The organism is Nonomuraea ferruginea (genome assembly GCF_039540635.1).
In the GTDB taxonomy this organism is placed as follows: Bacteria; Actinomycetota; Actinomycetes; order Streptosporangiales; family Streptosporangiaceae; genus Nonomuraea; species Nonomuraea ferruginea.
This window is the reverse complement of record NZ_BAABFD010000007.1, coordinates 340,493-365,968: the sequence shown is the minus strand read 5'-3', so window position 1 is coordinate 365,968 and position 25,476 is coordinate 340,493. Positions and strand designations below refer to the sequence as shown.

The 25,476-nt window shown below is 74.4% G+C and carries 4 protein-coding genes; 2 read left to right on the top strand and 2 right to left on the bottom strand.

The genetic code is table 11. The features are described 5' to 3' along the window. Positions 1-206 precede the first annotated feature (206 nt). The gene (locus ABD999_RS16370; protein ID WP_271279398.1) at positions 207-1,148 is read left to right on the top strand and encodes a methionyl-tRNA formyltransferase; all 942 of its coding nucleotides are present in this window, start codon (positions 207-209) and stop codon (positions 1,146-1,148) included. On the opposite strand, the gene panD is transcribed toward ABD999_RS16370, so the two are convergent. Further along, on the bottom strand, positions 1,135-1,542 hold the full coding sequence (gene panD, locus ABD999_RS16365) for an aspartate 1-decarboxylase (RefSeq protein WP_271279399.1): 408 nt from the start codon (positions 1,540-1,542) through the stop codon (positions 1,135-1,137). The genes ABD999_RS16370 and panD overlap by 14 nt on opposite strands. Before the next feature lie 75 nt (positions 1,543-1,617). Here panD and ABD999_RS16360 point away from each other — a divergent pair, with 75 nt between their 5' ends. Next, positions 1,618-2,613, top strand: coding sequence for an ABC transporter substrate-binding protein (locus tag ABD999_RS16360; RefSeq protein WP_271279400.1), 996 nt, complete (start codon positions 1,618-1,620; stop codon positions 2,611-2,613). Here ABD999_RS16360 and ABD999_RS16355 read toward each other — a convergent pair. Next, complete coding sequence (locus tag ABD999_RS16355) at positions 2,606-25,471, bottom strand: non-ribosomal peptide synthase/polyketide synthase (protein WP_345482777.1); 22,866 nt, start codon at positions 25,469-25,471, stop codon at positions 2,606-2,608. The two genes, ABD999_RS16360 and ABD999_RS16355, sit on opposite strands and share 8 nt — an antisense overlap. Positions 25,472-25,476: the final 5 nt, after the last annotated feature.

Genomic DNA, 25,476 nt, shown 5'->3' with positions numbered 1-25,476 from the left:
TAGGCTCGCGTCAGCACGCGAGTCAACCTTTTCACCGCCATCTGCGCTTCTGTTAGGACGACGGTTGGGAGCGCTCCCAACCGCATAGTCCTCCCACCAGGAAGGCGTCGGAAACTCCGAGCAGGGCTCGGAAAACTGCCCTCCTTGACCGACCTTATTTAGGTTAGGCTCACCTAATCAGGGATTCTCCCCACCAGGAGGCGCAGATGCGGGTCGCGATGTTCGGCTACCAGACCTGGGGACACCGCACGTTGCAGGCACTGCTGGGATCCGGCCACGACGTGGCGCTCGTCGTGACCCACCCCAAGAGCGAACACGCCTACGAGAAGATCTGGGACGACTCCGTCGCCGGCCTGGCCGCCGAGCACGGCGTGCCCGTGCTGCTGCGCGCCCGGCCCGACGACGAGCTCGTCACCGCGCTCAAGGAGGCCGAGCCGGACATCATCGTCGCCAACAACTGGCGCACCTGGATCCCGCCGGAGATCTTCCGGCTGCCCCGCCACGGCACGCTGAACGTGCACGACTCGCTGCTGCCCGCCTACGCGGGCTTCTCCCCGCTCATCTGGGCCCTGATCAACGGCGAGGAGGAGGTGGGCGTCACCGCCCACCTGATGGACGAGGAGCTGGACGCCGGCGACATCCTCCTGCAGCGCGCGGTCCCCGTCGGACCGTCCGACACGGCCACCGACCTGTTCCACCGGACCGTCGCGCTGATCGAGCCGATCGTGCGGGACGCGCTCACGCTGATCGACACCGGCCGGGCCGTCCCGGTCCCCCAGGACCGGTCCAGGGCGAGCTTCTTCCACAAACGCTCGCCGGAGGACAGCCGGATCGACTGGACCTGGCCGGCCGAGGACATCGAGCGGCTGGTGCGCGCCCAGTCGGACCCGTATCCGAACGCCTTCACCTTCTACCGGGGCGAGCGCGTACGGGTGCTGAAGGCGTCGGTGTCGGAGGGCGTCTACGGCGGGACTCCCGGTCGGGTCTTCATCCGCGAGGGCGACGGCGTGGTCATCGTCGCCGGCGCCGACGCCCGCCGGGGGCGCAGCCGGGGGCTGGTGATCGAGCGGGTCCGCACCGACGAGGGCGCGGACCTGCCCGCCACCGAGGTCTTCCGCACCATGGGCGGCTACCTCACCGGCCGGTGACCTGCCCGGCCGCTCCGGGCACCGGGGCGGCCGGGTCCGCGCCGAGCGCGACGATCCGGTTGCGCCCGTCGACGTGCACCACGGACGGGACGTACGAGCCGAGCTCCTCTTCCGTCACCTGCCGGTAGGACATGACGATGACGAGGTCGCCCGGCGACACCAGATGGGCGGCCGCCCCGTTGACGCCTATGACGCCGGAACCGGGGGCGCCCTCGATGGCGTAGGTGACCAGCCGTGCCCCGTTGTCGATGTCGACGACGTGCACCTGCTCGCCCTCGACGAGCCCGGCCGCGTCCATGAGGACCTTGTCGATCGTGAGGGAGCCGACGTAGTGCAGGTCGGCCTGGGTCACGGTGGCCCGATGGATCTTCCCGCCGAGCAGGGTGCGCTGCATCTCCAGCCTCCGGTGATCAAAGTTAGGTAATGCTATCCTAAGTTGATTGCAGCCCTCCGGCCAGAAGGAATCCCCATGATCAGTTCCCGTGCGGTTCCGCGAGCCTTCTTATCCCTCTTCCTGGCGGCCTCGCTGGTCTCCTGCGCCGCCCAGGAGCCCGCCGCCCCGGGTGCCTCCGCGCCGGCGGACACCGCGTTCCCGGTCACCATCGAGCACAAGTTCGGCAGCACCACGATCGAGACCAGGCCCGCCCGGGTCGTCACCGTCGGCTGGAACGACCAGGACTTCGCGCTCGCGCTGGGCGTGGTCCCGGTCAGCACCCGCGCGTGGTTCGACGCGTACGCGACCTTCCCGTGGGTCAAGAAGGCGCTGGGCGGCCAGGAGCTGTCCACGTTCTCGGCGGAGCTCAACTTCGAGGCGATCATCAAGCAGCGGCCCGACGTGATCATCGCGATCTACGAGACGATCAACAAGGAGACGTACGAGAAGCTCTCGCAGATCGCGCCCACCGTGATCCAGTCGGACGCCTACGCCGACGAGCAGACCCCCTGGGACGTCCAGACGATCACCACGGGCAAGGCGCTGGGCAAGGCCGCCGAGGCTCAGGCCCTCGTCGACAAGGTCAACGCGAAGATCGCCGAGGCGAAGCGGGCGCACCCCGAGTTCGCCGGCAAGGTCCTGGTGGTCGACTTCGGGCCGGAGAACGGGCAGCACTGGCTGATCCCGGCCCGCGATCCGCGCCGCGCGCTGTTCGACGCGCTCGGCTTCGCCGCGCAGAGCGAGGCCAACGAGATCAGCGAGGAACGGCTGGACCTGATCGACCGCGACGTGCTGTTCGTCAACGGCTCGACGAAGGAGAAGATGCTGGCCTCGCCGGTCTTCTCCCGGCTGAAGGTCGTCGAGAGCGACCGCACGATCTACACGGACTTCTCCACCCCGCTCGGCGGCGCGCTCTCCTACAGCGGGCCGGACGCGCTGCTGTACGCGCTCGACGTGCTCGTGCCGCAGCTCGCGAACGCCGCCGACATGGACCCCTCCACCCCGGTCAAGGACCTGTCCGCCATCACATGAGGCGGGCCAGCAGCGGGCCGACGATCTCCAGCGCGCGGGCGTCCAGCAGTTCGGAGTGACGGCACTCCACGGCGACCGCGCGCAGCTCGCCCGCCACGTGGGGGCGCCACCGGCCGGAGGCCCTCCCGGTGAAGCCCGGCTCCGGCACGGTGGCGTCGACGAAGAGCACGTCGCCGGGGAACACGTCGTACCGGGCCCGCGCCATCATGCGGTCGCTGTCCAGGTAGCTCTCCACGACGCGCCCGATCTGCTCGTCCGCCAGGACCGCGACGCCGTCGCCGAGGCCGCGCAGGAACGCGACGGCGTCGGCGACCGACATGCGCCCGTCCGGCACCCGGTAACCCATCTCGGCCAGCAGCGCGGCGACGTCGTCCGCCCCTCCGGGCACCTCCAGCGGCGTGTCCAGCATGCCGAGCAGGCCGATCTCGCGGCCCTCCGCGGCCAGCAGCACCGCGGCCTTGTGGGCCACCGCGCCGCCGAACGACCAGCCGAGCAGGCTGACGGGGCCTTCCGGGGCGGTGCGTCCGATCAGGCCGGCGTACTCGGCGGCGAGCTCGTCCATGGTCTCGGGCAGGGCGGTGTCGCGGCTCAGGCGGGGCGACTGCAGCCCGTACAGCGGGACGTCCTCCGGCAGGTGGCGCTTGAGCGCGGCGAACTGCCAGGCGAGCCCGCTCGCGGGCGGGAAGCAGAACAGGGGCGGCCGCGATCCGCCCGGCCGCAGGACGAGCAGTTCGGCCATCGCGTCGCCGGCGGGGGCGCCGCCGGCGATCCGCCGGGCCAGGGCGGCGGCGGTGGGGGCGGTGAACAGGTCCGCGACCGGGATCTCGGCGCCCAGCTCCGCGCGCAGGGCGGCGGCCAGCCTGACGAGCAGGAGCGAGTGGCCGCCCAGGGCGAAGAAGTCGTCGTCCACGCCGACCCGCCCGACGCCCAGCACCTCGGCCATGACGGCGCAGACGGCCGCCTCGGCACGGGTGCGCGGCGCGACGCCGGCGGCCGAGGGCGCGAGGTCCACGTCGGGCAGCGCGGCCCGGTCCACCTTGCCGTTGGGGGTGCGCGGCAGCTCGTCGAGCACGACGACGGCGGCGGGGACCATGGAGGACGGCAGCCGCTCCGCGAGGTGGTCGCGGAGCCCGGGGGCCGGCGCGGTGACGTAGGCGACGATCCGGTCCCGGCGGGCGGCGACCGCGACCGCCGCCACGCCGGGGCAGGTGGCGGCGACCGCCTCGATCTCGCCGAGCTCGACGCGGAAACCCCGCACCTTGACCTGGTGGTCGGCGCGCCCCAGGAACTCCAGCTCCCCTTCGGCGCTCCACCTGGCGAGGTCACCGGTGCGGTACATGCGCCCGCCGGTGAAGGGGTCGGCGACGAACCTGGCCGCGGTGAGCCCCGGGCGGCGCAGGTAGCCGCGCGTGACCTGGGCGCCGCCGAGATACAGCTCCCCCGCGACGCCGGGAGCCACCGGGCGCAGCGCCGCGTCCAGCACGTACGCGGCCGTGCCCGGCAGCGGGCGGCCGAGCGCGGGACGTTCGCCCCGGCGGACGGCCGCGGCGGTGGCCCAGACGGTCACCTCGGTGGGGCCGTACAGGTTGGTCACGCTCGCGGCCCGCTCGGCCAGGTGCTCCGCCAGGGCGGGGGGCAGCGCCTCGCCGCCTGCCAGCACGCGCACCCCGCCGAGCTCGGCGTCGGCGGGCAGCGCCGACCACAGCGACGGGGTGGCCTGCACGATCGTGACCCGCTCGTCCCGCATCAGCCCCGCGAGCAGCCGCGGGTCCCTCACCTGCGCGTCCGAGGCGATGACCACGCAGCCTCCGGTACGCAGCGGCCCCATCAGTTCGAGGACCGAGATGTCGAAGGAGAGCGTGGTCACGGCGAGCAGCCGGTCGCCCGGCCCGGTCACGGGCAGCGCGCCGAGGAAGCACTCCAGGTCTCCCCGGGTCACCACCACGCCCTTGGGACGCCCGGTCGAACCGGAGGTGTAGATGACGTACGCCGCCGTCCGCGGATCGCCCGGCGCTGACTCGTCACGCGCCGGGGCGGGGGCCGGGGAGCCGTCGAGCGTGATGCCGCCGGGGAAGCGGTCACGGGTGCGGTCGTCCACGACGATCGCGGCCGGTCGCGCGTCCTCGACCATGAAGCGCAGCCGCTCGGCAGGGAACGCGGGGTCGAGCGGCAGGTAGGCGGCGCCCGCCTTGGCCACGCCGAGCACGGCCACCAGCAGCTCCGCCGACCGCGGCAGGGCGATCCCGACCACATCCTCCGGCCCGAGCCCCGCGAGCCTGGCGGCGAAGGCGTCGGAGGCGGCGTCCAACTCGGCGTAGCTCATCGTCCGGCCCTCGAACACGCAGGCGTCCGCCTCCGGAGTCGCCCTCGCCAGCGCCGAGAACCGGGCGTGCCACGGCGCTCCGCCGATCGGGGCCGGGCCGCCGGTCTGCCAGTCGGCCAGGTCGGTCCGGTCGCGTTCCGACAGGACGTCCAGGGACTCGATCGGCTGCTCCGGGCGTGCGGCGACCTCGGCGAGCAGCACCAGGAGGCGGTCGGCCAGCCGCCGCGCGGTCGCCGGGTGGAAGCGGTCCGCGTCGTACTCCAGGACCATCTCGAACGGCTCGCCGTCGACGAAGGTGAGGTTCAGGTCCACCTTCGGGTCGGCGGCGACCGGGGGCGCCTCCCCCACCGGCAGGCCGAGCACGGTGTCACGCCCGGCCGGGCGGTGCAGGTAGCCGAGCATCACCTGGAACAGCGGGTTGCGGCCCTGCGCCCGAGCCGGGTTGACCGCCTCGACCACCTGCTGGAAGGGCAGGCTCGCGTGCTCGAACGCGGCCAGGTCCGTCTCGCGCACCCGCCGCAGCAGCTCGGCGAAGGTGGGCGAGCCGGACAGGTCCGTACGGAGTACGACGGTGTTGACGAAGAACCCGACGAGGTCGTGCAGGGCGGGGTCGGCGCGGCCGGAGGCGGGGGTGCCGATGGGGATGTCCGTACCGGCGCCGAGACGGCTGAGCAGGGTGGCGAGCGCCGCGTGGAGCACCATGAACATGCTCGCCGACTCGGCGTGCCCCAGCTCCCGCAGCGACGCGGCCAGCTCCGGCGGGATCGTGGCGGTCGCCTGCCCGGCGGGGCGCCCGGTCCGTACCCGTTGCGAACGCTCGGCGGGCAGGGCGATCTCGGCGGGCAGGCCGCGCAGCCGCCGCTCCCAGTAGGCGCGGTCGTCGTCGTGCCGGTCGTCGAGCGACAGCCAGAGGGCGTAGTCGGCGTACTGCACCGGCAGCGGCTCCCAGTCGGGGGCCCGGCCCGCCAGCCGGGCGGCGTAGGCGGCGCCGAGGTCGCGCAGCAGCGGGCCGTCGGACCACTCGTCCATCGCGATGTGGTGCAGCACCAGCGCCAGCACGGTGTCGCCGGTGTCGTGCTCCTCGACGAGGGTGGCCCGCAGCGGCGGCCCGGCGGCCAGGTCGAAGGGACGGGCGAGCGCCTCGGCCAGCACCGGGCCCGCGTCCGGGCATCGTACGACGTCCAGGTCGATCCGGGGTTCGGCGAGCACCCGCTGCGCGGGCCCGTCGTCGATGACCGTGCGGAGCACCTCGTGCCTGGCCGCCACGTCGCCGAGCGCGGCGCGCAGGGCGGCGGCGTCCACCGCGCCGCGCAGCCGGACGAGCAGCGGGTAGGTGTAGGCGGTCGAGCCGGGGTCGAGCTGCTGGAGCAGCCAGAGCCGCTCCTGCGCGGGCGACAGCGGCACCCGGTCGGGGCGGGGCCGCCGGGTGAGCGGGGGCCGCCCGGACGGCGCCGCGCCGCTGGCGAGACGGGCGGCGAGCCGGGCCGGGGTGCGCGCGTCGAACAGGTCGCGCAGCGTGAGGTCCGCGTCCGTGGCGGCGCGCACGAGCCCGAGCAGCCGGATGGCCAGCAGGGAGTGCCCGCCCAGGTCGAAGAAGTCGTCGTCGGGCCCGACGTCGCCGGTGTCGAGCGCCCGGCCGAACAGCGTGCACAGCAGCCGCTCCCGCTCGTCGGCGGGCGGTCGCGAACGCGACGCCGGCGCGCTGGGCGGGGGCAGCGCGGCGGTGTCGAGCTTGCCGTTCACGGTCAGCGGCAGCGCGTCCACCACCGCGTACGCCGCCGGCACCATGTAGCCGGGCAGCACCTCCTTGAGCCCGGCGTGCACGGCGGCGGCCAGCTCGGCGCCCGCGGGGCCGTCGGGGACGAGGTAGGCCACCAGGCGCCTGGCGCCGGAGCCGTCGGGGACGGCGAGGACGGCGCTCCGGCGCACCCCGGGCCTAGCGGTGACGGCGGCCTCGACCTCGCCCGGCTCCACCCGGTACCCGCGGATCTTGACCTGGTCGTCGGTGCGGCCGAGGAAGTCGAGGTTGCCGTCCTCCCGGACGCGGACGAGGTCGCCGGTGCGGTACATGCGCCCGCCCGGGACGGACGGGTCGGCGACGAACCGCCCGGCGGTCAGCCCGGCGCGGCCGAGGTAGCCGCGCGCCAGGCCCGCCCCCGCGATGTAGAGCTCGCCGACGGGGGCCGGGCGCAGGAAGGCGTCCAGCACGTGACAGCGGGTGTTCCAGATCGGCCGCCCGACCGTGGTGGTGGCGCTCTCGCCGGTGCCCGCGCCGAGCGTGTTGATCGTGTACTCGGTCGGCCCGTAGAGGTTGTAGCCGCTCACGCCCTCGGCGTCGCGCAGCTCCGACCACAGGGACTGGGGCACCGCCTCGCCGCCGAGCAGCACCAGCGGCGGGCGGTGCGGGCCGTCGAGCAGGCCCTGGTCGAGCAGGTGCCGGGCGTAGGTGGGCGTCACGTTCACCACGTCGACGCGGTGGCGGTGGCAGTAGGCGACGAGCGCGGTGGCGTCCCTGCGCAGCTCCTCGTCGCAGATGTGCACGTGGTGGCCCTCGACCAGCCAGAGCAGTTCCTCCCACGACATGTCGAAGGAGAAGGAGACGGTGTGCGCGATGGTGAGGATCCGCCCGCCGGTCGCGGCGACGGCCGGCGTGAAGATCGCCTCCCGGTGGTTGAGCTGCATGTTGGTCAGTCCCCGGTACGGCGTGACCACGCCTTTGGGGCGGCCGGTGGAGCCGGAGGTGTAGATGACGTACGCGGGATGGTCGAGGTGACCCGGCCCGCGCGCGACGGTGACCGGATCGGCGGGTCCCGACACGTCCTCCAGGCACAGCCGCGCCACCGGATGGGAGGCGAGCCTGGGCTCCACCGCCCGCGTGGTCACCAGCAGCACCGGGCGGGCGTCGGCCAGCATCGCCAGCAGCCGGTCGCCGGGGTTGTCGAGTTCGAGCGGGAGGTAAGCCGCCCCGGTGCGGAGCACAGCGAACAGCGCGGCGACCATGTCGGCCGACCGGGGCACGGCGAGCGCGACGATCTTCTCGGGTCCCGCTCCCCCGGCCAGCAGCGAGCGCGCGATCTGGTTCACCCGGGCGTCCAGCTCGGCGTAGGTAAGGGTCCGCGTGCCCGAGGTGAGCGCGGGCCGCTCCGGGGTGCGCCGCGCCTGGGCCGCCAGGAGGTCCGCGATCGTGTCCTCGCCGATGGGCCGCACGGCCCCGGCGGGCACGGCGCTCTCCCCCGGCAGCAGCAGCGGCACGTCGGCCACGGTCGCCGCCGGGTCGTCCACGAGGCGGAGCAGCACCCGCTCCAGCCGGGCCAGCAGCGCCTCCGCCCGCTCCCGCGCCACCACGTCGGCCCGGTACTCCAGCCGCACGGAGAGCCGCGCGCCCGGGGTGGCCACCCAGGTCAGCGGGAAGTGCGTGGCGTCCACGCTGGACACGCCGACGATGCCGTGCGCCTCCTCCAGATCGGTGAACGTGTCGTCGCCGAGGAAGTTCTGCAGCACGTACAGGCTGTCGAACAGCTGGTCGCGGCCCGCCGCGCGCTGGATGTCGCCGAGCCCCAGATACTCGTGCGGCATCAGCGCGACACGGTCGGCCTGGACCCGCCGCATGACGTCCAGCACGCTCTCGTCCGGGGCGAGCCGGACCGCCGTGGGCACCGTGTTGAGGAACACGCCGATCGCCGACTCGACGCCCTCCAGCTCGGTCGGCCGCCCGGCGACGGTCGTGCCGAAGATCGCGTCGCGGCGGCCGGACGCGTGGGCCAGCACCAGGCCGAGCGCGGTGGTGAGCAGCGCGTTGAGCGTCACCCCGGACCGGCGGGCCTGGCGGGTGACGCGCCGCGTCTGTTCCTCGGTGAGCCGGAACGCCAGGCTGGTCGCGGGCACCGGCGCGGTCCCCGCCGCCGTGGGGAACAGGATGGTGGGCTCCAGGCCCGCGAGCGCCTCCGCCCAGGCCCGCGCCGCCGCGTCGCCGTCCTGGCGGGCCAGCCAGGCGAGGTAGCCGGTGTAGACCGCCCCGCCCTCGGGGAGGACGCCGCGCTCGCCGCCGGACTCGTACAGCGCGAACAGCTCGCGCAGCACCAGCTCCCGCGACCAGCCGTCGAACAGGAGCAGATGGTACGTGAGCAGCAGGCGGTCACGGCCGGGCAGGTGGACCACGGTCAACCGGCAGAGCGGCGGCGCGGCCGGGTCGAAGGGCCGCCGCCGGTCCTCCTCCATCACCTCCGGCAGCCGGGAACCGTCCGCCGACAGGTCGATCTCCCCGACGGCGGCGTCCAGCCCGCTCCCGACCACGGCGACCGGCCGGTGCCCGCCGTCCGCGACGAACCCGAGACGCAGCGTCGCGTGCCGGTCGAGGAGCGCCGCGTAGGCCCGGCGCAGACGCCCGAGATCCAGCCGTCCGGCGAAGTCGAACGCGTTCTGCGCCACGTACACGTCGGCGTCCCCGGCGTAACGCGCCTGGAAGAACAGCCCTTCCTGCAACGGGGACAGCGCCCACGTCCGCGGCCCGTCCCCCGGCGCCGCCGCGGTCCCGGCATCTGTCCGAGGCTCCCGGGTGGCCGCGGTCAGTGCTCGCGGCTCGGCCTTCTCCAGGATGAGGTCGCGGAGGGCGGCGGCCCAGTCGTCGGCGAGCGCGCGCACGTCGTCCGCGCCCAGTCCTCCTTCCGCGTACGTGAGGACGGCGCGCAGCTCCGGCCCGTCGGGCGTGTCGTGGCAGGCGACGTTGATCTCCAGCAGGTACGGGGTGCCCAGGTCGGGGTCGGGGGCCACGCGCAGCGCGGCGGTCTCCGGCGCCGTGTCCCAATCCCCCTCCCCTCCGACGGGGAACCTGCCGAGGTAGTTGAAGAGCAGCTGGGGCGTGCCGAGCCGGGCGAGCGGGGCCGCGGTCCGGGGGTTGCAGTAGCGCAGCAGCCCGAACCCGAGCCCGCCGTCCGGGGCCGCCCGCACGGCTCGCCGTACCTCGGCGGGACCGGCCGAGCCGCCCGGCAGCCGTACGGGCGCGATGGCGGTGAACCAGCCGACCGTACGGGAGAGGTCGGCGTCGCCCTCGCGGCCGTGCCTTTCCAGGTCGATCACCAGCGGCGCCCCGGCGTCCCCGCCCCTCGCCGCCCGCCAGCGCGCGACGCCCGTGCGCAGCGCGGCGACCAGCGCCTCGGTGACGTCCACGCCCAGCCTGCCCGGGACGGTGGTGAGCAGCGGCCCGGTCACGTCGCCGGGCACGCGGAGGACGTGGTCCCGGGTGGCGCCCACCGTCAGGCCGGCGGTCGTGGCCGACGGGTCGAGCTCGCCGCCCGGCCGCAGCGTGGCCGTCCAGTGCTCGAACTCGGCCAGCCTGGCGGCCTGGGCGGCGTTCTCGGCCAGCGAGCGCGCGTGGGCGCGCAGGGAGGTGCCGACCGGGTCGAGCACGGGCCGCTCCCCGGCCGAGACGGCTTCCCAGGCCTGCCTCAGGTCCTCGGCGAGGATCCGCCAGGACACCCCGTCGACCACCAGATGGTGGGCGACGATCAGCAGTCTGCCCTGCCGGTCCGGCCCCCTGTCGAACCACACCGCCTCGACCATCCGCCCGGCGTCGGGGTCGAGCCGGTCGGCGGCGGCGTCGGACTCGGCTGCGATCACGGCGCTCAGGCCGTCGTCGCCGAGCCCCGTCGCGTCGACCGCGAGCACGCCGGGATCCGGCGTGTCACCGGCCGCTCGCGCCTCCAGCGACCACAGCAACGGCGACAGCCTGCTCAGCCGCGACCGCAGCGCGTCATGCCGGTCGACCAGCACCCGGACGAGCGCGGCGACCTGCTCACGGGTCATCCCCGCCGGGGTGCGGAGCAGCTCGGCCTGGTTCAGCCGCGAGATCCTCCCGCCCAGCTCGGCCAGCCGGTGCACGATCGGCATCAGCATGATCTCGCCGACGCCGTCTCCCTCTGCGGCGTCCGCCACCGGCTCGACCGGCCGCGGAGCCGCCGCCGCCGCGAGGGCCGCCGGGGTCCTGTGCACGAACACGTCCTGCGGTGACAGCCGCAGCCCGCGGCGCCTGGCGAGGTTCACGAGCTGGATGGCGATGATGCTGTCGCCGCCGAGGTGGAAGAAGTCGTCGTCGCCCCCGGCCGAGGCGAGCTGGAGAACCTCCGCGAAGAGCGCCCGCAGCACCTCCGCCGCGCCCCCTTCGGCGCCCGGCCCGGCGGGGGCCGGGGCAGGCGGGTGGGTGGCCAGGGCGTCGCGGTCGAGCTTGCCGTTGACGGTGAGCGGCAGCGCGTCGAGGGGGACGAACGCGGCCGGGACGGCGTAGGAAGGCAGCAGCCTGGCCAGGTGCTCCCTGGCCATGTCCACCCGCGCTCCCTGACGCGCGACCACGTACGCGACCAGGCGCCGGCGGCCCGGCCGGTCCTCTCGTACGACCACGGCGGCGTCGGCGATGCCGTCGAGCGTCAGCAGGGCGGACTCGACCTCGCCGAGCTCGATCCGGTAGCCGCGGATCTTCACCTGCCGGTCGGCGCGGCCGAGATGGACGAGGTCCCCGCCGGGGGTGCGGCGGGCGAGGTCGCCGCTGCGGTACAGCCGCCCGCCCGGGGTGAACGGGTCGGCGACGAAGCGGGCGGCGGTCAGCGCCGGGCGGTCGAGGTACCCGCGGGCCAGCTGGTCACCCGCGACGTACACCTCTCCCGCGGCCCCCGGCGGGACCGGCCGCAGGTGGCGGTCGAGCACGTGCACGCGGAGGCCGGGCAACGGCCCGCCGATGACGCTCGCGGTGTCGTCCGACGTCAGGGCGTGGAACGTGACGTGCACGCACGTCTCGGTGATCCCGTACATGTTGACCAGGGCCGTGGCGGGATGGCGCCGCCGCCACGGGGCCAGGCGGCCCGGGTCCAGCGCCTCGCCGCCGAAGATCACGTACCGGAGCGCGAGCTCGCCCCGCGCCGCCTCGACCAGCGGGTAGAACGCGGACGGGGTCTGGTTGAGCACGGTCACCCGCTCGCGCTCCAGCAGGCCCAGGAAGCGCCGCGGGTCGCGGGCCACCTCCTGGTCGACGACCACCAGCCGCCCGCCGTGCAGCAGCGCCCCCCACAGCTCCCACACCGAGAAGTCGAACGCGACCGAGTGGAACATCGTCCACACGTCCGAGGCGTCGAAGTCGAAGACCTCACCGGCCGCGCCGAACAGCGACAGCACGTTGCGATGCGTCACCGCCACCCCCTTCGGCCGCCCCGTCGACCCGGAGGTGTAGATGATGTACGCCGCACTGTCCGCGGCACCGGGTCCGTCCAGATCCGCACCGTACTGATGGCCGTCCTGGGGCGGCTCGTTCAGCAGGACGACCGGTACGGTCGGCTCGGGCAGGCGGGCCAGGGTCGCGGGATCGGTCAGCAGGCACACCGGGGCCGCGTCGTCCAGGATGAACCTCAGCCGGGCGGCGGGGGCGTCGATGTCCAGCGGCACGTAACAGCCGCGGGCCTTGACGACGGCGAGCAGCGCGACGACGAGATCGGCCGAGCGCGGCAGCGCCACGGCCACCCTCGACTCGGGCCCCACTCCCCTGGCGACCAGCGTCCTGGCCAGCCTGGTGGCGACCTCGTCCAGCTCGGCGTGGGTGAGCGAGGTGTCGCGCCAGGTCACGGCCGTAGCGGTGGCCTCCGGCCGAGCGGCGGCGTACGCGTCCGCCAGCGTCGCCGCCCCGAGGAACGCCGTACGGGATGCCGCCACACCCGCCCGGTCCGGCGACGTGCCGAGCGGCGGCAGGTCCAGCTGGGAGACGGGCGTGCCGGGGGCGTGGACCAGCTGGTCGAGGACCCGGACGACCAGGTCGAGCAGCCGCCCGGCCCGCTCCTCGCCGACCAGCGCGACGTCGTACTTGATCTCCAGGGTGAGCCGCTCGCCGGGGAAGGCCACCAGGGAGACCGGGTAGTGCGGCGAGTCGGTGCCGGTGAAGCCGCGGAACGTGAGCCCGGAGCGCTCGCCGGCGGGCACGGCGGGGAAGTTCTCGACCACGACCATGGTGTCGAACAGCTCGCGGACCCCGGTGAGACGGGCCAGCTCGGCGAGCCCGACGTGCTGCGCGTCGAGCAGGTCGCCCTGCCGCGCGTGCAGCCGGTCGAGGACGTCGCCCAGCGTGGCGCCGGGGTCCCAGGACATCGGCACGGGAATGGTGTTGATCAGCAGGCCGACGATCGTCTCGACGCCGGGCAGGCTCCCGCCGCGCCCCGACACCGTGGAGCCGAAGACCACGTCCGCGCGCCCGAGCAGCCCGCCCAGCACCAGCCCCCACGCCGCGTGCACGAACGTGCTCAGCGTCACCCCGCGCTCGCGGGCCGCCGCGACGACCTCGCCGACGGGCAGGTCCCGGTGCACGCCGTCGTGCCTGGACACCGCGTACGCGCCGTCGTACAGGCGGGTCGGGGAGACACCGGTCAGCGCGGCGGCCCACACGTCGCGGGCGGCAGCCCGGTCGAGCCCGGCCACCGCCTCCACGTGGTCGCGGAACGTCACCGCCGGCGCGGGCAGCGCGCGCCCGCGCTCGTACGACTCGACGATGTCGCCGAACACCAGCGGGTACGACCAGCCGTCGGCGACGATGTGGTGCATGGTCTCCACGAGCCGGTGGTCGGCGTCGCCGAGCGAGACCAGCGTGTAGCGCACCAGCGGCGCGGCGGCCAGGTCGAACGGCTCGGCCAGCTCGGCGGCGGTCAGCTCGGCCAGCCGGGCGCGGGCCTCCTCGGCGGGCAGGCCGCTCAGGTCGGCCTCGCGCCACGGCACCTCGACGGTTTCGGCGATCACCTGGACCACCCGCCCGTCGGCCAGCTCGCGGAAGCTCGCGCGCAGGGCGTCGTGGCGGTGCACGGTCGCGGTCACCGCGCGGCGCAGCGCCGCCCGGTCCACGGGCCCGGACAGCTCGGCGACCTGCTGCACCACGTACGTGTCCGTGTGGCCGGCGCCGAACGACGCGTGGAAGTACATGCCCTGCTGGAGCGGCAGCAGCGGCAGGATGTCCCGCGCGCCCGCGAACCGGTCCACGTCCCGCTGCGTCAGCTTGACCAGGGGGAAGTCGGACGGGGTGTGCCCGGCCAGTTCTGCGCAGCGGGTCAGCGCCGTCAGCGCGGCCGTCCAGAGCTCCGCCAGCTCGGCGACGTCCTCGGCGGGCATGACGCCGGACGGCCAGGAGAGCGTGGCCGTGAACGTGGTCCCGTCCGGCCCGTCCTGGGCCAGGGCGTTGATCTCCAGCCCCATCGCGGGGTTGTCCGGGTGCACGCCCTCGCGCAGCGTGCTCCCGCCGGCGGCGAACCGGCCCAGGTAGTTGAAGAGGATCTGCGGCGGCCGCGGCAGGTCCAGGCCGTCGAGATGGCGCAGGACCCCGTGCCCGAGACCGTTGCGCGGCACCGCGCGCAGCTGTTCCTTGACCGCCTTGGCCGCGCCGGCCAGCCCGGGGCCTGCCGCCATGACCTCGTCCCAGCTCAGCGGCCCGGGATCCAGCCGCACGGGGTGGATGGCGGTGAACCAGCCCACGGTCCGTGACAGGTCCGCGCCGCCGGCGAGCTCGCCGTCGCGGCCGTGGCCTTCGAGGCTGAGGAGTACGGCCGAGCCGCCGCCGCGCCCGTGCGTGCGCCGCCACCGGGCGAGGGCCACGGCGAAGCCGGTCAGCAGCATGTCGTTGACGCCGCCGTGCATCGCGGCGGGCACGGCGGACAGCAGGGCCGCGCTCGTGTCCGGGGGCAGCGCCACCGTCAGCGAACTGACGGTGGCGGCCGTGTCGACGGCGGGGTCCAGCGGGCGGGCGCCCAGCGGCGGGTCGTCGGTGGCGAGGACGTCGCGCCAGTGGCCTGCCTCGTCGCGGAAGCTCGCCCGGGTGTCCTGGATCTTCTCCGCCCAGGCGCGGAAGGAGGTGGGGACGGGGGCCAGGGCGGGTTCGCGGCCCGCCCGCACGTCCGTCCAGGCGCGTGCGAGGTCCTCGGCGATCACCCGCCAGGAGACGCCGTCGACGACCAGATGGTGGATGACCAGCAGCAACCGTCCAGGTCGCGGACCGCCGTCGAACCAGACCGCCTGGACCATGATCCCGCGCTCCGGGTCGAGCCGCCCGGCCGCCTCCTCTTCAGCCTGCGGGTCCGCGTTCATGCAGAGGGTGGAGGGGTCGAACTCCGCGGGCGGAGGCACCGACAGCGTCCACGTGTCGTCGTGGCGGTCGAGCCTGGCCCGGAGGAGGTCGTGGTGGAGGCAGAGGGCGTGTACCGCCCGTTCCACCTGTTCCCGGTCGAGGCCTGCCGGGGTGGGCAGGACCATGGACTGGTAGAAGCGCTCCAGCGGGGTGCGGGCGAGCATCGTCTCGGCGAGCATCGGGGTGAGCGGGATCGTCCCGGCGCCGGGGTCGTGCGCGGCCTCGGGGGCCGCCTGCGGCAGGGCGGCGGCGAGCGCGCGCACGGTGCGGCGGCGGAAGATGTCGCGCGGGGTGAGGTTCAGCCCGGCCGCGCGGGCGCGACCGGCCACGGCGATGGAGGAGATGCTGTCACCGCCGACGGCGAAGAAGTCGTCGTCGATCCCCACCTCCGGCAGGCCGAGCACCTCGGCGTACACGCCGCACAGGGTCCGCTCCGCGGCGCCGCGCGGCTCCTGCCGTGCCCCGCCTCCCGGCGCCACGGGCTCGGGAAGCGCGGCGACGTCGAGCTTGCCGTTCACGGTCAGCGGCAACTCGGGCGTGATCCCGTACAGCGCGGGGACCATGTAGCCGGGCAACCGCTCAGCCAGCGCCGCCCGCACCCGCGCCGCGAACTCGGCCCCGCCCGACCCGGCGGCGACCGGTTCGAGGTCGGTGGTCGAGGTCGGGACCACGTAGGCGACCAGTTTCCTGAGGCCGGGCGCGCGGGGGTCGGGGCGGGCCACGACGGCGGCCTGCCGTACCTGGGGGAGCGCCGACAGGGCGGATTCGACCTCGCCGAGCTCGACCCGGTATCCGCGGATCTTCACCTGGTCGTCGACGCGGCCGAGGAAGTCGAGGTTGCCGTCGTCACGCCGGCGGACGAGGTCTCCGGTGCGGTACATGCGCCCGCCGGACAGGAAGGGGTCGGCCACGAAGCGCCCGGCCGTCAGACCGGGCGCGTGCAGGTAGCCGTGGGCGAGCCCGGCGCCCGTGACGTACAGCTCGCCGACCACGCCCGCGGGCACCGGCCGGAGCCACCGGTCCAGCACGTACGCGCGGGTGTTCCAGATGGGGCGGCCCACGGTCGGGGTGGCGCTGTCGCGGGTCCCCGCGCCGAGCGTGTTGATCGTGTACTCGGTCGGCCCGTACAGGTTGTAGCCCTCGGGCCCGCCCGGCCGCCTCAGCCGGTCCCAGACGGCGTCGCCGACGGCCTCGCCGCCGAGCAGCACCAGGCAGGGCGCGTGGCCGCCGTCGAGTAGGCCCTCCTCGAACAGCAGGTGGGCGTAGGTCGGGGTCACGTTGACGACGTCGATCCGGTGGTCCCGGCAGTACGCGACGAGCGCGGCGGCGTCCCTGCGCAGCTCCTCGTCGCAGATGTGCACCTCGTGGCCCTCGACCAGCCACAGCAGCTCTTCCCACGACATGTCGAACGAGAACGACACGGTGTGCGCGATGCGCAGCCGGTCCCGCCCGGTGCGGCGCGCGGCCGGGCCGAAGATCTCGGCCCGGTGGTTGAGCTGCATGTTGGTCAGACCCCGGTACGGGGTGACCACGCCCTTGGGCCGGCCGGTGGACCCCGAGGTGTAGATGACGTAGGCGGGCAGGTCACCCGGCACGTCCACGTCCAGCGGCTCCGCCGGGAACCCGGCGAGCCGGTCCGGGACGACGCACCGCCCGCCCAGCCGCCGCTGGTGCGCGGCCAGGTCGCCATCGGGGTCGGCGCAGACCAGCAGGACGGGACGCGCGTCGTCGAGCATGACGGCCAGCCGTTCGACGGGATGGTCCAGCTCCAGCGGCAGGTAGGCGGCGCCGGTGCGCAGGACCGCGAAGAGCGAGACGACCATCTCGACGCCGCGCGGCAGGCCGAGCGCGACGATCTCGCCGGGCCCCGCGCCCTGCGACCGCAGCAGCCTGGCGCACTGGTTGATCCGGCCGTCCAGCTCGGCGTACGTCAGCGAGCGCGCGCCGAAGACCAGCGCCACCTGATCGGGGCAGGCGCGGGCCCGCTCGGCCAGCAGTCCGGCGATCGTCGCCGTGCCGATCGGATGCTCGGCCGCCGCCCACTGCCCGGCCAGTTCGGCGCGCTCCTCGTCCAGCATCAGGTCGAGCGCGCCGACCGGCGCCGACAGGCCGCCCGCGAGGTGCTCCAGCAGCCGGGTGAAGCGGCGCACCATCCGCCGGGCGTCGCGTTCGCGCACCACGTCCGGCCGATATTCGAGCTTGATCCGCAGGTTGGCGCCGGGGGTGAGCACCCAGGTGAACGGGTAGTGGGTGGTGTCGGTGTACTCCACGCCGACGATGCCGTGCTCGCGCTCCAGATCGGTGAACGTGCTGTCGTTCAGGAAGTTCTGCAGCACGTACAGGGCGTCGAACAGCTGCTCCTGGCCGCAGGCGCGATGGATGTCGCCGAGCCCGAGGTGTTCGTGCGGCACCAGCTCGACGCGGTCGTCCTGGGCCCGGCGGGCCAGCTCGATCACGGTGGCGGACGGCGTGGCCGCCACCCTGGCCGGGACCGTGTTGAGGAACAGGCCGACCACGTTCTCGATCCCGGGCAGCTCGGTGGGCCTCCCGGCGACGGTCGTGCCAAACACCACGTCGGTGCGACCGGCCTCGTACCCGATCAGGATGCCGAGCGCGGCGGTCAGGAGCGCGTTGAGCGTGACGCCGCCGCGGCCGGCCTGCTCGCCGAGCCGGGTGGTGACCTCGGCGGGCAGCGCGGCGACGATCCGCTCCGACACCACCGGCTCGCGGCCGATGGCCTCCGGCGCCAGGATGGTCGGCTCCCGGACGCCCGCGAGAGCCGCGCCCCAGGCCGCGGCGGCGGCGTCACGGTCCCGGCCGCCGACCCAGGCGAGGTAGTCGGCGAACGTGCTCTCCACGGGCGGGAGCGCGCCGCGTGCGCCACGCGAGTCGTACAGCGCGAACAGCTCCCGCAGCACCAGCTCCCGCGACCACCCGTCCCACAGCAGGAAGTGGGACGTGAGCAGCAACCGGTCCCGCCCGCCCGGCAGCCGCACCACGGTCACCCTGACCAGAGGCGGACGCGCCAGATCGAACGGCTCCTCCCGATCCGCCCGCGTCACCGCCTCGATCACGGCACCCAGCCCGGGCACCTCCCCACCAGCGAGCCCCTCGCCGTGGACGGCACCCAACCCGTCCACCTTCGCCCCAGCGACTTCCTCGTCGCGGACGGCGGCATGGGCGGCCGGATCGGCGCCCGTCCCAGCGGCACCGGCCGCCCGAACCTCAGCCGGTCTCGCGGCGGCTTCGGTCAGATCGACCACCCGCACCTCGGCGGGCACCGTGGCGGCGATGCGCTGGGATGCGCCGTCGGCGGCGAAGGAGGCGCGCAGGGTGGGGTGGCGGCGGAGGAGGGCTGCGAACGCCGCCGTCATGGCCGGTACGTCGACGCGGCGGTCGAGGTCGAAGACGTTCTGCGCGATGTAGGTGCTGCCGCTGTCGGCGAACGTCGCCTGGTAGTAGACGCCCTGCTGGAGCGGGGACAGCGGCCAGACCTCGCCCTCAAGGGTCTCCGCCGGATCCTGTCCGGTCCCCGTCACGGAGGCGGCGATGGCGGCGGGCGTGCGCAGGCGGAAGACGTCACCGGTGGTGACCTCGATCCCGTCCCCGGCGAGCAGGCTGACGAGGCGGATGGCGAGGATGCTGTCGCCGCCGGCGGTGAAGAAGTCGTCGTGGACGCCGAGGTCGTCGATGCCCAGCAGGCCGACGACGCGGGCGAGGACCGCCGCCTCCCCCGCCGTCCGTGGCTTCCCGCCGCCGGTGGTGACCTCGGGATCGGGCAGCGCGCGACGGTCCCGCTTGCCGTTGGGCAGCGTGGGGAGCCGGTCCAGTACGGTCACCGTCGCAGGGAGCAGGTAGGCGGGCAGCTCCGCGCCGAGCAGGCCCCGGAGCGCCCGCGGGTCGAGCCGCTCTCCCTGCTCGGCCACCACGTACGCGTGCAGGGCCCGTCCCCGCACCGCCACCGCCGCGTCGGCCACGCCCGCGCGACGCATCAGCGCGGCCTCCAGCTCGCCCGGCTCGACCCGGTAGCCGTTGATCTTCACCTGGTCGTCGGCCCTGCCCAGGAACTCGACCTGCCCGTCAGGCGTCCACCGGCCGAGGTCCCCGGTGCGGTAGAGGCGGGTGCCGCTGCCGAACGGGTCGGCGACGAACCGGCCCGCCGTCACCCCGGCCCGGTTCAGGTAGCCGAGGGCGAGCTGGACGCCGCCGACGTAGATCTCCCCGGGCACGCCGGGCGGCACCGGATGGAGGGTGGAGTCGAGCAGGTAGAGACGCGTTCCCGGCACCGGCCTGCCCAGTGTCACCGGCGCCTCGGGGCCGACCTCGCCCTGGAGCACGTCTCCCGCGACCTCGGAGGAGCCGTAGGAGTTGACGATCCGGGCGTTCGGCGAGGCTTTCCTGAGCGACCGCACGCAGGCCCGGTCGAGCGGCTCGCCGCTGCAGATCCAGCGGGTGAGCGCGGCCAGCCGCTCGGGCGCGGTGTCGGCGAGCGCCGCCGCCAGGCTGGGCACGGCGAGGAGCTGGGTCGCCCCCGACCGTTCGACGAGCCCGGCCAGCGCCGCCCCGTCGGTGGCCTCCCGGTCGCCCGCGATGACCGTGGTGGCGCCGGCGACCAGTCCGCCGAGCAGCTCGGTCGTACCGTCGATGAAGCTCAGCGAGCTCTTCGCCAGGCGCACCCGCGCGTCCCACGCCTCCGCCGCCCACCCGAGCCGGTTGGCGAGCGCGCCGTGCGTGCCCACGACCGCCTTGGGCCGCCCGGTCGAGCCGGAGGTATAGACGACGGACACCACGTCCAACGGCCTGACGACGGTTGACCCAGCGAGCGGTCGGGCGGGCGGTCCGGCGGCTGCTGCTCGGATGGTGAAGGAGGGCAGGTCGTGCGGGGGCAGGGTCCTGGCGCTCACCTCGTCCGTGAGGACGCAGACCGGGCGGGCGTCGGCGAGCATGAACTCGATCCGGGCGGCCGGGTAGCCGGGGTCGACGGGCAGGTACGCGGCCCCGGCCCGCATCACGGCGAGCAGGGCCACCGCCATGTCCGCCGAGCGGCTGGCGGCCACCGCGACGATGTCACCGCGCCGTACCCCGGCAGCGGCCAGCGTCCCGCACACCCGATCAGCACGGTCGCGCAGCTCGGCATAGGTGAACGTGTCGCCGGCACAGACGACGGCGATGCGTGCGGGATGCTCGGCGGCCTGACGCTCGAACAGGCCGATCACTGTGCCATCACCGCTCCCCCGAACTCCCGCGACCTGGCGATCGAACACTTCATTCACAGCGGCGCCACCACCCGCCGGGGTTCCCGCGTCCTGGCGGTAGAACGCGTCGTTCACGCCGGCGCCACCACCCGCCGGGGCTCCGGTGCCGAAAGCCGTCAGTTGCGCGTACTGCTCCTCGGAGACCAGCTCCACCTGGCCGCATGTCCGGGTGGCGTCGTCGGCGACGGCGGCGAGCAGCTTCTCGTACTGACCGATGAGCAGGGCAGCCGATGTGCCGGAGACCAGCCGCCGGTCGTGGGTCAGCGTGAGCGCGATCCGGGTCCCCGGCTTGGCCAGCAGCGTCACCGGATAGTGGGGCGCCTCGATCGTGTCGACCCCGGCGATCCGGAGCTCACCCTCCCCGGCCGGGGACTCCGGGTAGTTCTCGACGACCACCAGCGTGTCGAACAGCTCGGTCACGCCCAGCCTGCGGTGCAGCGCCGCCAGCGGAACGTGCTCGTGCTCCATCACCTCCCGCTGGGCGCGGGCGAATCGGCTCAACGCGTGGGCCAGCGTCTCCGACGGATGCCACCGCAACCTCGCCGGCACCGTGTTGATCAGCAGCCCGGCCATCGCGTCGATGCCCGGCACCTCTCCGGACGCCCGTCCGGAAACGGTCGATCCGAACGTCACATCGTCCCGGCCGGTCAGACGTCCGAGCAGGATCCCCCACGCGGCGGCGAGCACCGACCCCACCGTGAGCCCGTTCTCCCGCGCCCACCCCCGCAGCCGCTCCCCCACCTCATCCGGCAACTCACGCACCACACGCCCGAACCCGCCAGAACGGTCACCAACACCGCCGGACTCATCTCCGAGCAGGCCACGCGGCGGGCCTACGGACCCATCCCCCGACGCGCCGCCGGATCCACCATCGAGCGGGCCACCGGACCCACCGCCGGGCGCGCCGTCGGAACCACCGACGGGACAATCGCCAGCACCGTCTGCCGAGCCGGCGCCGGGACCGCCTCGGGCCCCACCGGCTGGGCCGTCGGCGGGGCTGGTGAGGGCTTCGGCGAGCCGGGTCGGCTCGTGGACTCCCGCCAGGGCGGCGGTCCACGCCTCGATCGCAGGTTCGGGGTCGCGCGTCGCGAGCATCTTCAAGAACTCGCCGTAGGGCGGCGGTGCGGGCAGGTCCCTGTCCTCGTACAGGGCGAGCAGGTCGCGCAGGATCAGGGGCACCGACCAGCCGTCGGCCAGGATGTGGTGCACGGTGTGGACGAGCGCGTGCCGCCGAGGGCCGAGTTTGAGCAGCGCGAAACGCATGGCGGGAGGCCGGGCGAGGTCGAACGGCGCCGACCGCTCCGCCGTGGCCGCCGCCTCGACGGCGGGCCGCGGGTGGTCGAGGTGGCTCAGGTCCTCGGTACGCCACGGCACCGTCTGACGGCCCGCGATCACGGCCACGACGTGACCGTCACCCGTGGTGCGGAAGGCCGCGCCCAGGTTCGGGTACCGTCCGATCAGCCGGTCTGCGGCCAGGCGCAGGCGCTCGCCGTCGAGCGGGCCGTCGAGTTCGATGATCTGCTGGACGACGTACGGGTCGTGCCCCGGGTCGAAGGTGGCGTGGAAGTAGAGCCCGGTCTGCAGGGGCGACAGCGGAAGCACGTCCTCCAGGCCCGGCGACTCGGCCTCGATGGCGGCCACGTCCTCCTGGTCCAGCGGTACGAGCGGGAAGTCGGACGGCGTGTGCCCGGTGACCGTGTCGCTGGTGGCGATGGCGGTGAGCGCCCGCGTCCACATCGCGGCCAGCTCCCGCACGCGCCCGGCGTCCAGCACACCCGCCGGCCAGCTGAACCTGGTCGTCAGGACCGGCCCACCGGCCCCGTCCACGGCAACGGAGTTGATCTCCAGCACCCGCGGCAGCGGCATCCGCGGATCGCGCCGCTCCCCCACGACCTCGCCCTCCCCTACAGGCGCCCAGTCACCGACCACCCCGGCCCCCCGCCCGGCGTCCGGGTCGGTGTCGGGGGTCGCGTCCGGGTCGGCGTCGGGAGTCTCGTCCAAGCCGCCGTCGAGGATCACGTCCGAGCCGACGCCGGAGGTCGCGTTCAGGTCGATGCCGGGAATCGCATCCAAACCAGCGCCGGAAGACGTGCCCAGGCCACCCTCGGAAGTCGCGTCCGGGTCACTGTCGGGGGTCGTGTCGAAGCGGCCGAGGTAGTGGACGAGCACCTGTGGGGTGACCGCCAGGTCGGGGCGGGGCCGGTCCCCGAGGTATCGGAGCGCACCGTAGCCGATCCCGCGGTTCGGCACGCGGCGGAGCTGTTCCTTGACCGCTTTCACCGCCTCGCCCGGTGTTCCGGAGCCGGGGTCGATCAGCGCGGGGTACAGGGTGGTGAACCAGCCGAAGGTACGGGAGAGGTCCACGTCCCCGACGGCCTCCTCCTCCCGTCCGTGTCCTTCCAGTTCCAGCAGCACGGCCGGACCGGCACCACGCCATCGGCCCAGCGCGAGCGCCGCCGCCGTCACCAGCACGTCGTTGACCCCGCCGTGCACCGCGGCGGGGACCGCGCCGAGCAGCCGCCCGGCGATCTCGGCCGGGATCTCGACCGTGAGGGACTCCTCCGTGGCGACCACGTCGCGGCGCGGGTCCAGCGGCCGTTCGCCGATCATCGGGTCGGGCGCCGAGCAGACGCCCCGCCAGTGGTCCTCCTCGGCGGCGAAGTCGCGGGCCTGGAGCAGCGTCGCCCACTGCCGGAACGACGTGGGCACCGGGGGCAGCTCGACGGGACGCCCCGCCCGCACCGCCTCCCACGCCTGGCTCAGGTCCTCCAGGAGTACGCGGAGCGACACGCCGTCCACGACCACGTGATGGATCACGATGGTCAGCCGCCCCTGCGCGTGCGCCCCGGCGTCCAGCCACACCAGGTCGATCATCCGTCCACGGCCCGGATCAAGCCGCTCCGCCGCCACGGCGGCCTGCCGCTCCAGCTCCGCCTCCGTCACGACCCGAGTGATCACCTCCGCGGCCCGCGGCCACCCAGGAGCCCCCACCACCAGCGACCACCGCACCTCACCACGACCATCACGACCACCACCGGACGGCCCCCCGCACTCCCCCAACCCCCCAGACACGCCCTGACCACCGTCACCACCGACCGCCCTCACTCCCCCTGACACGGCCTGATCACCAGTGACCGCCCCCAACCCCAACCCCCCGGACACGCCCTGACCACCGTCACCACCGACCGCCCTCACTCCCCCTGACACGGCCTGATCACCGACGGCGACCGTTCGGGCGCGGAGCATGTCGTGGGTTTCCAGCAGGGCGTCGACCAGGGTTTCGAGCTGGCCGCCCGTGAGCCCCGGGGGCGTGCGGACGGTGATCGACTGGACGAAGCCGTCCATCGAAGGGCCGACGTCCTGGAGCCACGACGTGATCGGGGTGGCGGGGACCGCGCCGACCCCGTTCACTCCAGGCACCGCGACGACGTCCACAGGCGTGACCACGGCCGCGAGCGCGGCGGGCGTGGGATGGGCGAACAGGTCACGGGCGCGTACCTCAAGGCCCGCGCGCCGCGCCTGCCTGACCACGCCGATCGCGACGATGCTGTCACCGCCCAGCGCGAAGAAGTCGTCGTCCGCCCCCACCTCGGCCACGCCCAGCACCCGCGCGAAGATCTCGCAGAGCGCGCGCTCGCGCGGGGTGCGTGGCGAGCGCGTGCGGGCGCGCACGGCGGGCTCCGGCAGCGCCTGCCGGTCCACCTTGCCGTTGGCGGTGAGGGGGAAGCGGTCCAGGACGACGTACGACTCCGGCACCATGTACGCGGGCAGTCGGCCGGCGCACCAGTCGCGCAGCGCAGCGGCCGGGACGGGCTCGTCGGCCCGGACGTACCCGACGAGTCGCCGGCCGGTCGCGTCCACGACGACCACGGCCTGCCGCACCTGGGGGTGGGCGGCGAGGGCGGCCTCGACCTCCTCCAGCTCCAGCCGCATGCCGCGGATCTTCACCTGGTGGTCGGCGCGGCCGACGAACTCCAGCGACCCGTCGGGCGCCCATCTGGCCAGGTCGCCGGTCCGGTACATCCGGGAGCCGTCGGCGGCGAACGGGTCGGCGACGAACCGGGAGCCCGTCAGCGACGGCGCCTTGACGTAGCCGCGGCCGAGCAGGAACCCGGCGGCGTACAGCTCTCCCACGGCCCCCTCGGGTGCCCGCTCCAGACGCTCGTCGAGCACGTACAGCCGGGTGTGCGGGTTGGGGCGGCCGATCGAGGTCGCGATGCGCTCGGCGGTGTCGCGGTAGATGACGTGGGAGACGCCGATGGTCGCCTCGGCCGGCCCGTACCCGTGGTAGAGCGTCGTGGAGAGCTGGCCGCGGAAGCGCTCGAACAGCTCCGGGGTGAGCACCTCGCCGCCGCACCAGACGTGCTTCAGCCCGGACAGCAGCGAGGTGCCGCGCGCCATCTCCAGCAGCACGTCCAGCATCGACGACACGAGGTAGACGAACGTGACGCCCTCGCGGGCGATCAGGTCCAGCAGGTACTGGGGGTCGCGCTCGCCGCCGGGTTCCGCGACCACCACGTACCCGCCGGAGACGAGCGGCAGCAGGATCTCGTTGACGGAGATGTCGAACGACAGCGGCGCCTTGAACAGCGACGCGTCGCCGGGCCCGAACCCGAGGATCTCCTCCATCTGCCAGAGCAGGCGGTGGCTGATCGCCTCGTGGCGGATCATGGCGCCCTTGGGCGTGCCGGTGGAGCCGGAGGTGAACATCACGTAGGCGAGCCGGCCGCCCTGGATGGACACGGCCGGCGGCTCGGCGGGCTCGTCGCCGTACCGCCAGGAGGAGAGATCGACCTCGCGCGCGTCCAGCACGTGGACGGCCCCCGCCTCGGCGCGCACCTGCCGCTGCCGCGCCTGCGGCCAGGACGGGTCGACGGGCACGAACGCGCCGCCGGCGACCATGACGGCCAGCACGCAGACCACCATCTCGGCGGAGCGGGGAGTCGCGACGGCGACGACGTCCTCGGGCCGTAACCCGCGCGCTTGCAGGTGTCGCGCGAGCTGGAAGACGTACGTGCCCAGCTCCGCGTACGTCAGCCGCACGTCGGGGGCGACCACGGCCGGCGCCCCGGGGGTCCGGCGCACCTGGTCGATGAAAAGGTCGGCGATGGTGGTGATCCTGGCGGGACGGTTCGCTTCCATGGCTG